The following is a 13,519-nucleotide window of genomic DNA, read 5'->3' on the forward strand; positions in this document are numbered from 1 at the left end:
ACGTTACCAGCAACAAATGCTAACGTGCCCTCTCACGTTGGCACTTTTAATTAAACTAGAAAGTGTTGATTAAGTTGTTACCGACAAAAAAAAGCCCGAAATCCTTAAGGATTCCGGGCTTTTCATTTGCTACTAAACTTATTTATTAACTTTATTTACTAACTGAATTTATTTAAACGCAGCTAATACATCATTAAAGCATTTCGAAGGTCGCATTATCTCAATTATCTTTTTAGAATCCGCTTTGTAGTAACCACCGATATCAACGGAATGCCATTGATCTGTTGTTAAGTCACTGACGATAGATGATTCATTTTCAGTTAATGATAGAGCCAATGGCGCAAAGTGATTTTGAAGTTCAGTATCCTCAGTTTGCTCAGCTAACGCTTTTGCCCAGTAAAGTGCTAGGTAAAAGTGACTGCCACGGTTATCAAGCTCGCCGGTTTTACGTGACGGAGATTTACCATTTTCCAATAACTCAGCAGTTGCTTGATCTAATGTTTTTGCCAGCAGTTTTGCTTTAGCGCTGTCTTGTTTGATACCTAAATCTTCAAGAGAAGCACTTATCGCCAAGAATTCACCAAGAGAGTCCCAACGTAAATGATTTTCTTCTATCAACTGCTTAACATGCTTAGGTGCTGATCCGCCTGCCCCTGTTTCAAATAAACCGCCACCCGCCATTAATGGCACTATAGATAGCATTTTTGCGCTAGTGCCTAGCTCTAGAATTGGAAATAAATCGGTTAAGTAATCACGTAGAATATTGCCAGTCACAGAAATAGTGTCACCGCCGCGCAAAATACGCTCTAACGTATAACGCATCGCTCTTGTTTGTGACATTATTTGAATATCTACTCCTGTTAAATCATGATCTTTCAGGTACAGCTTAACTTTTTTAATTAATTCAGCCTCATGAGGACGGTATTCATCTAACCAGAATACTGCAGGCGTATTAGACAACTTGGCACGGCTAACCGCTAATTTTACCCAATCTTGTATTGGTGCATCCTTAACTTGGCACATTCTCCAAATATCACCCTCTTCAACATCCATTGTTAATAAAACTTTGCCTTCATCATCAACAATGCGAATACAGCCTTCACCCTGTGCTTCGAACGTTTTGTCATGCGAACCATACTCTTCTGCTTTTTGAGCCATTAATCCAACATTTGGCACTGTCCCCATGGTTGCAGGATCAAAAGCCCCGTGAGTTTTACAAAAGTTGATGATCTCCTGATAAATTCTTGCAAAGGTACTTTCAGGCATAACCGCTTTAGTATCTTTCAATTTACCATCAGGGCCCCACATTTTTCCGCCAGCTCTAATCATGGCAGGCATTGAAGCATCGACAATAACTTCGTTCGGGGTATGTAAGTTTGAAATACCTTTAGCTGAGTCGACCATTGCTAATTCAGGACGTTTTTCATAACAAGCATGTAAGTCGGCCAATATTTCTTCACGCCAAGACTCAGGTAGTTGTTTTACTTTTTCATAAATACTGCTGACACCATCATTAGCATTAACCCCTAATTTTTCAAAGGTTTCAGCATGTTTAGCAAACAGATCTTTATAATAAACTTTTACCGCATGGCCAAAAACAATGGGATGCGATACTTTCATCATGGTGGCTTTAACATGGAAAGAAAACATCACCCCTGTTTCTCTGGCATCTTCCATTTCTTGCTCTAAGTATTCACACAAGATTTTTTTACTCATAAACATACTGTCAATGATTTCGCCCGCTAGCAGTGAAGTTTTTGCTTTTAATACCGTTACGGCACCATCTTCTTTAGCAACAAACTCAATTTTCACATCACAGGCTTTATCCATAGTCATACATTTTTCACTGGCATAAAAATCGCCTGAATGCATGTGCGAAACATGGGTTCTTGATGCTTGGCTCCACTTACCCATAGAATGTGGATTTTTTCTGGCAAAAGCTTTAACTGCTGGTGGAGCTCTACGGTCAGAATTGCCCTCACGAAGTACTGGATTTACCGCACTACCTAAGGTTTTTGAATATTTAGCTTCGTTATCTCTATCTTCATCTGTTTTTGGCGCTTCTGGATAATCAGGAATAGCATAACCTTGTGCTTGAAGTTCACTGATAACGTCTTTTAGTTGAGGAATTGAAGCACTGATATTGGGTAGTTTAATAATATTAGTATCAGGGAGATGAGTTAAGGCACCTAGTTCAGCTAATGTATCAGGTACTTGTTGATCTGCGGGTAAGATATCGGAGAAGGCAGATAAAACCCTAGACGCAAGAGATATATCTTTTAGTTCAATATCTATGTCTGCAGCTGCTGCAAAAGTTTTGATAATCGGCAGTAACGAGCAGGTCGCTAGCAGTGGTGCTTCATCGGTATAGGTGTAAATTATTTTTGAACTCATATTTGTAGCATCCTTTTTATTTAAATTAATTCCAACCGCAACAGTGTTATAACCTACAAGAACATAATGCTTTTCCAAACAATCAGAAAAGGCCCATTATGATAAAGCGAGGCTAAACTTTTACTCTAGAAAAACGTTATAAGAAAATGTGTTTACTGAAGATTTATTAAAAATCAACTTGAGGTAATGAGTGCCGCTTAAATCTCGTTTCAGCCTTATTTTTTAGTGCACAACAATTTTAAGAGAAAGTTAAAATCTCAACGTACTATTGTATAGAAGAACGTCACTTGTTCAAATTAGACAAAAGTCCATTTTTTGTACTATTTTATTTCTCGAGGAGGGTTCAGTGAAGGTTATATTAGTTGAGCAAGTACACGCTGAATTTTATCTTCATCATACAAAAAAGCTTGGTGTACGCAACGTGAAATACAATGATAATACGGTGTATCAGCCAAGCTAATCAGATGTTTTAGACGGTAAACATAAGAGAGCCCTTGAAATAAGATAATGCATTAACCTCAAGACAAGAACTAGATATACTTAAAAGCAATCAATACCCTAGTTATTTATTTTTACCCTATCTCCTAGCTTGAGATTTCCTTGAGTAATTTGAACATTAATATATTGCGGTTTGGTAACCTCATTAACCAAAACTTCACCTACCTTTTGGTATGAATACAAAGGGTCACCTTCAAGCACACTGTTTGTTGCTAACAATCTATTGATCTGTAGTAGCTGTCCTTTCACAATTGAATTAGCTGTACCGACATAAACGCTGGCACTTTTTCCTTCAACCTTTACAATTTTTCCTTGTTTCAGATCACTGGCTGAAGCAGTAGCGACGGCCATCACAGAAAATAAACCCAAAACTGCTATTTTTAACGTTTTATTCAACATATTTTTTCTCATTATTTGTAAAATTTAATACTAAACGCCGTAAAATAGGTATTTTTAAGATAGCCTGACAGAGTACTGCTATTGAAAACTTTTATTTTCACTCGGTATGTATTAACTATTTTTAACTAAAAATGTTATTGCATTTATCGAAGGCAATAACATGTAAATGTACCGGTTGGTACGAGAGGATGCGGAATGTAGCAATCAGAATATTAATGTTCAAGGGGTAATTTTGGCTTTAAAACAAGTGAAAAAAAAATAAAATAGTATGAAAGAATAATCAGCTTTTTTTTTAGTTTAACTTATTGAATAGCAATAACATGAGGTTTTATATATTTTGGCGAGGTTAGATTGAAATAATATTTTATGATCATTTTTAGTATAAGGAACATAATGTTACTTATATTTTATGGCATAATAAAATGGACAGGATTTGCTATTGGTGTTTAAAACAGCTTCCTCCATCATAAGTGATTTGTAGAAAGTAACCTGAGAAGGAAGTGTTGCCATTTGGCTATAACATTGAGCCTACCCGCTGCCAATAAAGTCCTTTAAACGGCCTTAAAATTAAATGATGCAAACCTCAAATACAGATTAAAGACTTATATTATCCTGCAGTCTCTTTTTAAGGTTAGGTATCTTATTATTAACATTTCATTTATAGCCGTTATAAGTTTTCAATATTTAAGCTTTGACACCATTCACTAGCTTTTAAAAACTCTTCTTGTACCATTTTTTGATCTAAAGAGTATTGATGTAAGGTCTCATTTAAATTGCCATTGGTTGTTAAGTCTTCATGGCCCAATATATAGCTAGTCGTTAAATCAAGTAATTGGCCAAGTAACCCCGCATGTTTAACTAACGCACTTTCAATAGGCTGAGCTAATGGCATTGTTTTAACTATTTCAGCCATAGGCATAGAAAGCATCACTTCAATAGCACTGAGCAATCCGGTAATAAAGGCAAAGTCACTCACTGATTTAAATACGCCTTTATCACTTAAAGCAAACATCATTTTACCTGTGATAAGTGCTTGTTTACATACTTCATCTGTCGTTTCAGAGGTTAAATTAGATAGGGCTAAAACAGAAACAAACTGCCTTAATTTATCTTCACCTAAATATGCTGCTGCTTGTTTTAATGATGTTATTTCGACTCTTGTGCCTGTTGCGACGTTATTAACCATCTTTAATAAACCAACGGTTAAATTGACATCGTGACTTATTATTTCGGCCACCGTTTCATAATTAAGCGGATAATTAAATGTCTCGCTTAATAGTTGTAACATCTGTGTTTTTATTGGTGCGAGTGCTTGGCCTGCTATTATTTCAGGCTGATGGTAAAAATAGCCTTGAAAATAGTTAAATCCAACTTCTACCAGTGTTTGTTTTTGGTTTTTTGTTTCTACTTTTTCAGCGGCTATAGCGACATTAAATAGCTTCATTCGTGTGACAGCAGGAAATAAACGCTTGGTGTTTATTTTTCCAATATCGACTTTAACTATATCAATGTAAGGAAACAACACATCCCAATGTGGTGCTAAATCATACTCAGTTAACGCAATTTTATAACCTTTGTTGTAATAAAACTTTATGATTTTTAATAATTTCTTGGTAGGTTTTTCATGTCCTACCAATTCAATGACGATAGTGTCTTTATCAAACATTAATGGAAATTTATGAATTAAAGAGTTTTCAGTAAAATTAATAAAAGCTAATTTACCCATAGTAATCTTTTGAATATCACCATGAATATGGTTTTGAATAATTAACTTGGAGCTGGCGACATCTTGTTCTATATCAGGGAATTTATTATCCAGACTATCTCTAAATAATAATTCATAGCCTATGGTTTCTAGTTTTTCATTTAAGATAGCTTGTCTAGCTATATAAGTATTTTTCATTTTAATTTTGATTTTTGATAAACTACTTTGTAGCCAGATTAGCATTATCGAGTAAAAAAGCTAGCGTAATTTTGTCGATTAGCAACGGATAGAGTTCGAACAGTAATTGAAATAAAAATTTACAATTACTATCTTGAAATAATAAATTTATCACTCAATATAGATATAAGTAGTCGTTTATTTTTGAGGAATGTGTGTATAAATTAATTTTTGCAATATTTATATTTTGTGCAACCAACTCACATGCTGAGTCGGTCTATAATATTGCCGATGAAATAAGTTCTAACACCTCAAGCCACTTAATTTTTGATGCCTTAACTGAAATAGAAGTTGATTCAGAGCTAGAATTTGATTTATCAATTGACAACATTGATCATAATAATCGAATTCTTCAATTAACCTATTTATCTCAGTACTCACACAACAATAACGTCCTATTATTAAATAATAAATTTCAGTATTTACGCCATAGAGCCCCTCCTTTTTTCATCATTTAAATTTCACAACTATAATTACATCAATATTAGTATCTATTTTCGATGTAATGTCGCCAATTTTTCGTGGAGATTTACTTATGATGGTTACAACCACTTTTCGTCATAAAACTCAGGATTGTCAATTGAAATCCTATGTTAATAAAATTGTAGAAAACCTTAGCTTTTATACTGATTTGATTAATTGCATACAAGTAACTTTTGAAGCTGATAGCTGTAGAAAAGGCAATGCTAAATATGGTTGCCATATCTCACTACACTTACTTGGCAAAAAAAATATCGATATAAAAGTAATTTGTAGAGATGCAAAGGATGCATTCGATCAGGCATTTAATCAATTAAGTAACAAGTTAAAAAATTCAGTCAGACATAAAAAAGGCATTGAAAATTCGTAGTTGTTTTTCCGTTACACACAGATAAATTTTAACATTATCAGAGGTTATTATGAAAAATTTACAATTATTTGATTTAGATTTAATAGACAACATTATCTCACCAGAAGATTTTAATCAGACTTCTTTAATGTCTCCCGCAACAGCTATTTTTACAGACTTTAAAAAGCATAAGGCATTAATTATTGAAGATGAAACTCCGGCCGGTGAAGCTTTAAAACTGATGGTAAAGACTCACGTTCGAATGAAAATTGTTATGTCAAAAGACAATGACTTTATGGGGATCATTAGCACGAAGGAATTAAACGAGCAGACAATAGTCACCGCTATTGCTAAAGGAAGTGAGCGACATGAAGTATTGGTAAGTGACTTAATGGTGTTAAGAAGTGACTTACATGCATTTGATTTTAATGAATTAGAGACAGCTACTGTTAATGATGTTGTTAATGTTTTAGAAAATTATGGATTACGTCATTGCTTAGTTTTAGATAGAGAACACCACCACATTCGAGGTGTAATCTCTTCTAGTGATATTGCGAGAAAGTTACATTTACCTATAGATATTTTTTCAAAAACTTCATTTAGTCACGTGTTTAAAGTTATCCATGGATAGGTATTATTGGACCCTATTTGATGGTCTTCAACGATAAACATTAGTAATCAAAGTATAGTCATTCTATGCTTTGATTCTCTACCGCAATATAAAGTCATTTATCATCCCATAGAAGCTTGTTTGCACTTTTATCGTGTCCACTCTATTCTCTACTTTATCCTAGGTAGTCTATCAATTACTCATAGTTTTCCTCACAGGCAGTTATTGTTATTCATCCATGAATTCCGTTAATTAGCCGTATTTGAATATCCCAGTATTAATAACCTTGCTATGGTGAGTTATAAACTAAAAGCTCAACGAACCCTAGGAAATTAATGAAATCTTTAATGAAAGTATCTACGCTTATAGGGCTAACCCTATCTACTTTAGTCTCCACTCAAATATCAGCAAAAACGCAGGTAATTCATGCAGGTGAAGTGTTAATCGTACCAGGAAAAATGCCATTAACTAAACAAACTATTGTGATTGAAGATGGCGTTATTACCTCGCTGAAGTCAGGTTTTATTCCAATAAATAAAATAGATAAACAAGCACAATTAATTGATTTATCTAAGAGCTTTGTTATGCCCGGTCTTATGGATATGCACGTGCACTTACAGGGTGAGTTAGGTCCTAAAAATGACAGTGAAAAACTTAGAATGTCAGATGCTGACAAGTTAGTGAAAAGTGCTTATTTTGCTAAAAAAACCTTACTGGCTGGATTTACTACCGTAAGAGATTTAGGTGGCAGTCCTGAGCAGAGCTATGCGTTACGCGATGGTATTGCTAAAGGTTACTTACAAGGCCCAAGAATTATAGCAGCAGGTAGTAATGTTGCTGTAACCGGTGGTCATGGCGATGTTGATGGCATGAACCCCGCTTTGTTAGAAATGCATACAGCTAAAACGGTGTGTGATGGTCCTTATGATTGTCGAAGAGCGACCCGTCGAGCGATAAAATTTGGTGCTGATGTTATTAAAATAACCTCTACAGGTGGTGTTTTATCAGACACTGACACAGGAACAGGTCAGCAAATGGCTGATGATGAACTAAGAGAAGTTATTGATTCTGCCCATGCATTAGGTAGAAAAGTAGCTAGTCATGCCCATGCCGCAGCAGGCATAAATGCAGCATTAAGAGCCGGTGTTGATAGCATTGAACATGGCAGTTATGCCAATGAAGAAAGCATTAAACTGTTCAAGAAAACAGGCGCTTACTTAGTGCCTACCTTGATGGCTGGCGATACCGTAGTTGCCTTAGCTAAAAATACTAACTTTATGTCGCCAGCGATTAGTGCCAAGGCAATTCGCGTGGGTGGCGATATGATCGAAAACTTTAAACGTTCATACAAGTCAGGTGTTAAAATAGCCTACGGCACTGACAGTGGTGTTTCTAAACATGGTGATAATGGTAAAGAAGCAGTGCTCATGTTTAACGCCGGCATGAAAGCTCAAGATATTTTAAAATCAGCAACAATCAATGCCGCTGACTTAATTGGTAAATCCGACTCGTTAGGCACAATAGAAGTAGGTAAAATAGCCGATATTATTGCCATGGATAATAGTCCATTAAAAGATATTAAAGAATTACTTGATGTTGATTTTGTTATGAAATCTGGTGTTATCGTTAAACAGCAATAAATTTATTAGCACTTTATAACCTTTGGATTAAAGTCGAATAATCAAAGGGCACTAGATTAAAAAACATATAAAACTAAAGCCTCAAAACAGAATAGAACAAAGCCAGTACTCCTTAAGGAGTTACTGGCTTTTTATTACTAACGAAAGCATAAGTATACGTTCAATTTACAGCTTATATTTGATAACTAAAGGTCATTTTCACGTTACGCTCTTCCCCTGACATAACACCTAAGAACATTGCCTTGTTATAATAAACCTCATCAAACAGATTATGAATGTTCAATTGTAGCTTTCAACTTTCCGCATGATAACTTACTGAAGAATCAACCACGGTATAGCTTTGTACATAACCATCAGCAATATAATGACTCAATATCTCCCGGCTTTATTTAGTTTTTACTTGGCAACATTGATCGCCATAATAATTGTTTGAGTAGTTACAATTAACCGCCGATTTTTTAGTGCTCGTTAAATGTAAAAGTACTTTTATTGTATTTATAATATTTTTCATTTTTGTTCACCTTGTACATTAAGATGATACTAGTGTGCTCCTTCTTTATACTTCAGTAAATCAAACAAAATTGAACATGTAATTCTATAAAACTAAACCACTAACCATAGCGCTAAGCTAAAACAGTCAATACTTAAGCCAAACCACATTTATCAGTAAGCTGCTGGGCAAAAATATCCTTGAGCATGGTTAATTCATTAGTCCTGACATAATTAGGCCTAATCACTAAGGCTATCGTTCTATGTGGACCAGGCTCATTTAAATGAACAGCCCTAAGTTCGGATTCATTATAGGTCAATTGATCTAATGCCATCTGTGGCACCAGTGTAGTGCCAAGCTTAACCGCGACCATTTGAACTAACGTATGTAAACTCGCTGAATCAAAATCAGAATCTTGTTTCTTATTTTGTAAACTACATGCTGCTAAAGCATGTTCTTTTAAGCAATGCCCCTCTTTTAACAACATCAACTTATCAATCTCTAATTCTTCGCTGGTAATTTCTTGTAATTTTTTAGGACATTCATCTTTATGACATACCCAATAAAAGTCCTCTTGCCAAAAATTAAAACTCATCAAGCCTTCTATAGGAAAGGGTAATGCGAGGATAGCGGCATCAATTTCTCCCGTGCGTACCTTTTCAACTAAAATATGGGATTGTTCTTCAATAATTTTTAATTTAAAACTTGGAAATTGCATTCTAACTTCAGGTAATACTTTAGGTAAAAGGTAAGGACCGATTGTCGGGATCACCCCGATAGACATGGGGCTATAAAAAGGTTGTTTATTGGTTTGCGCTATCAGTAATAACTCATCTAATTCCAACTTCACCCTTTTAGCTTTATCAAGTATCAACTGACCATTATTGGTTATTAATACCTGTTTATTATTACGTTCAAAAACAGTGACCCCCAACTGTTTTTCAAGTTCAGTTATTGCCGTACTTAATGCCGATTGAGACACATTGCACGCTTCTGCAGCCTTTTTAAAGTGTAATGTTTTTTCAATAGCTAATGCATAGTGCAGTTGTTTTAATGAGATCATATTTTAATGATTAATTTTATTGAACATTAAAGTAATTTTAATCAGAAATACCAAATTAGTCATCCTCAAAAAATAGAACGTTATCTTCAATGTAATCAATTATTCAAAGACCCTTCTTTTTTCTATGCTTTATATGAGATTTTTATAACTAAAAGGGTCTGTTGACCTTTCGAGATTATTTTTGCAGCGAAAGATCAGCAGCCCCTAAAATAAGGAATATATAATGTTTAAGAGTACACTCCCTATTGCAGCGGCGATCTCAGTCGCCCTTACTTCAATGGTATTGCCTACAAAAGCGTTAGCGGCCAATGAAGCAAAAACAAATCAATTTTGGTGGCCAGATCAATTAAGCCTCAGTCCACTTCGTCAACATGGTGCAGAATCCAATCCTTACGGTGAACAATTTAATTACGCCAAAGAGTTTGCTAGCCTCGATTTAGCAATGCTTAAAAAAGATATTCAAACCACACTCACTGATTCAAAAACTTGGTGGCCAGCTGATTGGGGACATTATGGCCCCTTAATGATACGAATGGCGTGGCATAGTGCAGGTGTTTATCGTGTTCATGACGGACGCGGAGGTGCATCTGGCGGTCAACAACGTTTCGCTCCTCTTAACAGTTGGCCTGATAATGTTAACTTAGATAAAGCACGCCGATTATTGTGGCCAGTTAAGCAAAAATACGGTCGTAAAATTTCTTGGGCTGATTTAATGGTGTTGTCAGGTAATGTTGCACTTGAATCTATGGGCTTTAAAACCTTTGGTTTTGCCGGTGGTAGAACTGATGACTGGGAGCCAGATTTAGTTTATTGGGGACCAGAAACAGCTATGTTGTCCGACAAACGTCGTGACAAAAAGGGTAAATTGAAAGGCCCACTTGCCGCCGTAGAAATGGGATTAATTTATGTTAACCCTGAAGGTCCACACGGAAAACCTGATCCGCTGTTAGCAGCAAACGATATCAGAATGTCATTTGGTCGTATGGCCATGAATGATGAAGAGATTGTCGCATTACTTGCTGGTGGTCATACGCTAGGTAAAGCTCATGGTGCAAAAAAACCTAACGGCTGTGTTGGTGCAGAGCCAGCAGCAGCTGAAATAGAAGCTCAAGGGCTGGGTTGGAAAAACAAATGTGGCACCGGTGTTGGTGCTGACACAATAAGCAGTGGTTTGGAAGGTGCTTGGACCGTCACTCCAACTCAATGGTCTTCAAATTATTTAGACAACTTAATGAACTTTAATTGGGTATTAACTAAAAGTCCTGCTGGAGCAAAACAATGGATCCCAGATAATAAAGCAGCGGCCAATCTAGTGCCTGACGCACATATTCCAAATAAACGTCATGCCCCTATTATGTTCACCACTGATATTGCCTTGAAGGAAGATCCTGAGTTTCGCAAAATTGTTGAACGTTTTAGAGAAGATCCAACACAATTCGATCTCTCTTTTGCTAAAGCTTGGTTTAAGTTAACTCATCGAGATATGGGACCTCGTGCAAGATATGTTGGCGCTGAAGTACCAAGTGAAGTGCTAATGTGGCAAGACCCTATCCCGTCAATAAACTATAAACTGATTACCAACAAAGATATTAGTAAACTCAAAAAGCAAATTACTAACTCTGGCTTAACCACCTCTGAATTAGTAAGAACCGCTTGGGCGGCAGCTTCCAGTCATCGAGTGACTGATATGCGTGGCGGTGCAAATGGCGCTCGTATCAACCTTGAGCCACAAAATAGCTGGGCGGTGAACAAACCAAAAGAATTGAGTAAAGTACTCGCTAAACTTGAAGCTATTCAAACGAAATTTAATAAAAAATCGTCTAACACCAAAGTATCACTAGCTGATGTAATCGTTTTAGGTGGCGCAACCGCAATAGAAAATGCAGCTGCAAAAGCAGGCAGTAAAATTGAAGTACCATTTTCTCCAGGGCGTGCTGATGCTAGCCAAGCACAAACTAACGTTAAGTCATTTAATTACTTAAAACCAAAAGCAGATGGATTCCGTAACTTTTACACGGATGACAGCTATAGTTCACCAGCAGAAATGTTAGTCGATAAAGCTAACTCTCTTGGTTTAAATGTCCCTGAAATGACCGTGCTCGTTGGTGGTATGCGTGCGCTTGATGCCAACTATGATGGTTCATCTTATGGTGTTTTCACAAACGAACCGGGTGTATTGACCAATGACTTCTTTGTAAATTTATTGGATATGTCTACCGTCTGGACTAAAGATAAGTCAAACGCTGGAGTATATCTAGGTCATGACCGCGCCTCAGGTAAGGAAAAGTGGCAAGCAACACCTGTTGATTTAATCTTTGGCTCGAGTTCTGAATTAAGAGCCATAGCTGAAGTATACGCGTCAGACGATGCTGATAAAAAGTTCGTCAATGACTTCACCAAAGCGTGGGTTAAAGTCATGCAATTAGATCGTTTTGACTTAAAGTAAGTTTGCATTAATTAAATAAAGTTTAGCTAGTTTTAGTTAATTTTAGTTATCAAAATCTAGCTTCACTTAAGTAACTAATACGCCTAATAGGAGTATTAGTTACTTTATTTTTAACCTCTTACATCACGTATTTATAGCCAACTAATGACTAAATATTATCTCTCTACAATATTGCCATTGTTATATTTTGTTGGCATTAGTCAAGGTTACACGCAATCCTCAACACACGAAGTTGCGCTATCCTTCTTTGAGCCGCTGCCACCTGTTATGAAAGGAGCTGAACAAGATACTTCAGCATTGATTAGCTTGGGTAAAAAATTATACTTTGAAACCGCGCTATCAATAAACCATTCCCAATCATGTAACACTTGCCATGATCTCAACAATGATGCATCAGGCGTCGATCATTTAAGAGCTTCAATAGGTGCCTTGGGAAGTGTCGGTGAACGTAATGCTCCCACTACATGGAACGCTGGTTTACATGTCGCTCAATTTTGGGATGGGCGAGCGAAAACATTAGCACAACAAGCTAAGTTTCCCCTCTTCAATGTCAAAGAAATGGCAATGACCTCTGAAAGTCAGGTGATTGAACGCCTCCACAGTAAAGGTTATTTAGCTAATTTTAAAGAGGCCTTTCCAAAGAAATCATCACCAATTAACATAGAAAACACTTCTCAAGCACTTGCTGCGTTTCAAAGAACATTAATCTCAAAAGATCGATTTGACGATTACTTAGCAGGCGATAGAAACGCAATAAATCAAAGTGAAAAATCAGGTTTATTAGTCTTTATAGAAAAAGGCTGTGTCGCTTGTCACAATGGCGCCGTACTTGGTGGTCAGCTATTTATGAAAATGGGCATCGTTCACCCCTATCCCAATAAAAAAGATAAGGGCAAAGCGCAAGTAACGGGAAACCCTGCTGATAATTACTTTTTTAAAGTGCCTTCTTTGCGAAACATACTAAACACCGCCCCCTATTTTCATGACGGTGCAGCGGCAACCATAGAGCAAGCAATTGAAGATACAGGCTGGCATCAACTAGGTATTAAACTCAATAAACAAGAAGTTAACTCTATTAAAGTCTTTTTTAATACGCTTAATAATCAAAAAATCATCGAGATGGGGCCCAAAAATAAACCCGAAAATAAGTAAATCTGTTTTGAGTTTTCTATTGGTTTTATTTCGCGGTGGTGGCAACAGCCAAAGAG

General features: G+C 36.3%; 10 protein-coding genes and 1 pseudogene. 6 read left to right on the forward strand and 5 right to left on the reverse strand.

Going from position 1 to position 13,519, the window contains the following annotated elements; all coding sequences use genetic code 11:
- Positions 1 to 168 precede the first annotated feature (168 nt).
- From ESZ36_RS06705 to ESZ36_RS06715, 3 genes are all read right to left on the reverse strand, one after another.
- Positions 169 to 2,394 (reverse strand): NADP-dependent isocitrate dehydrogenase, encoded by a 2,226-nt coding sequence (locus ESZ36_RS06705; RefSeq protein WP_146785381.1) that lies wholly within the window; start codon positions 2,392 to 2,394, stop codon positions 169 to 171.
- 558 nt (positions 2,395 to 2,952) lie between these two features.
- Complete coding sequence (locus tag ESZ36_RS06710; protein ID WP_146785384.1) at positions 2,953 to 3,291, reverse strand: hypothetical protein; 339 nt, start codon at positions 3,289 to 3,291, stop codon at positions 2,953 to 2,955.
- A 667-nt stretch (positions 3,292 to 3,958) separates the two neighbouring features.
- Positions 3,959 to 5,194 carry an EAL and HDOD domain-containing protein gene (locus tag ESZ36_RS06715; protein ID WP_146785387.1) on the reverse strand — a complete coding sequence of 412 codons (1,236 nt, stop codon included), beginning with the start codon at positions 5,192 to 5,194 and terminating at the stop codon, positions 3,959 to 3,961.
- Between the two features lie 194 nt (positions 5,195 to 5,388).
- Between ESZ36_RS06715 and ESZ36_RS06720 the strand changes: the two genes are divergently transcribed.
- The 4 genes from ESZ36_RS06720 to ESZ36_RS06735 all read left to right on the forward strand — a co-directional run bounded on the left by ESZ36_RS06720 (position 5,389) and on the right by ESZ36_RS06735 (position 8,312).
- Positions 5,389 to 5,691, forward strand: a complete 303-nt coding sequence (locus ESZ36_RS06720) for a hypothetical protein (RefSeq protein WP_146785390.1) — start codon at positions 5,389 to 5,391, stop codon at positions 5,689 to 5,691.
- Positions 5,692 to 5,768: 77 nt separating this feature from the next.
- Positions 5,769 to 6,083 carry an HPF/RaiA family ribosome-associated protein gene (locus tag ESZ36_RS06725; protein WP_170235790.1) on the forward strand — a complete coding sequence of 105 codons (315 nt, stop codon included), beginning with the start codon at positions 5,769 to 5,771 and terminating at the stop codon, positions 6,081 to 6,083.
- A gap of 49 nt (positions 6,084 to 6,132) precedes the next feature.
- Positions 6,133 to 6,693: a CBS domain-containing protein gene (locus ESZ36_RS06730; protein ID WP_146785395.1), complete on the forward strand. Its 561-nt coding sequence runs from the start codon at positions 6,133 to 6,135 to the stop codon at positions 6,691 to 6,693.
- A gap of 326 nt (positions 6,694 to 7,019) precedes the next feature.
- The gene (locus ESZ36_RS06735) at positions 7,020 to 8,312 is read left to right on the forward strand and encodes a metal-dependent hydrolase family protein (protein WP_246129023.1); all 1,293 of its coding nucleotides are present in this window, start codon (positions 7,020 to 7,022) and stop codon (positions 8,310 to 8,312) included.
- 172 nt (positions 8,313 to 8,484) lie between these two features.
- Here the strand turns inward: ESZ36_RS06735 and ESZ36_RS22825 are convergent.
- Together ESZ36_RS22825 and ESZ36_RS06745 are read right to left on the reverse strand one after the other, a co-directional pair.
- Positions 8,485 to 8,673, reverse strand: a pseudogene (locus ESZ36_RS22825) (hypothetical protein); the annotation flags it as partial.
- A gap of 283 nt (positions 8,674 to 8,956) precedes the next feature.
- Positions 8,957 to 9,865, reverse strand: coding sequence for a hydrogen peroxide-inducible genes activator (locus ESZ36_RS06745; RefSeq protein ID WP_146785401.1), 909 nt, complete (start codon positions 9,863 to 9,865; stop codon positions 8,957 to 8,959).
- A 223-nt stretch (positions 9,866 to 10,088) separates the two neighbouring features.
- Between ESZ36_RS06745 and katG the strand changes: the two genes are divergently transcribed.
- A complete protein-coding gene (katG, locus tag ESZ36_RS06750; protein WP_146785404.1) occupies positions 10,089 to 12,311 on the forward strand; it encodes a catalase/peroxidase HPI in 2,223 nt (740 codons plus the stop codon).
- 144 nt (positions 12,312 to 12,455) lie between these two features.
- Positions 12,456 to 13,463, forward strand: a complete 1,008-nt coding sequence (locus ESZ36_RS06755; protein WP_146785407.1) for a cytochrome-c peroxidase — start codon at positions 12,456 to 12,458, stop codon at positions 13,461 to 13,463.
- Positions 13,464 to 13,519: the final 56 nt, after the last annotated feature.

The organism is Colwellia demingiae, assembly GCF_007954275.1.
Lineage (GTDB): Bacteria > Pseudomonadota > Gammaproteobacteria > Enterobacterales > Alteromonadaceae > Colwellia > Colwellia demingiae.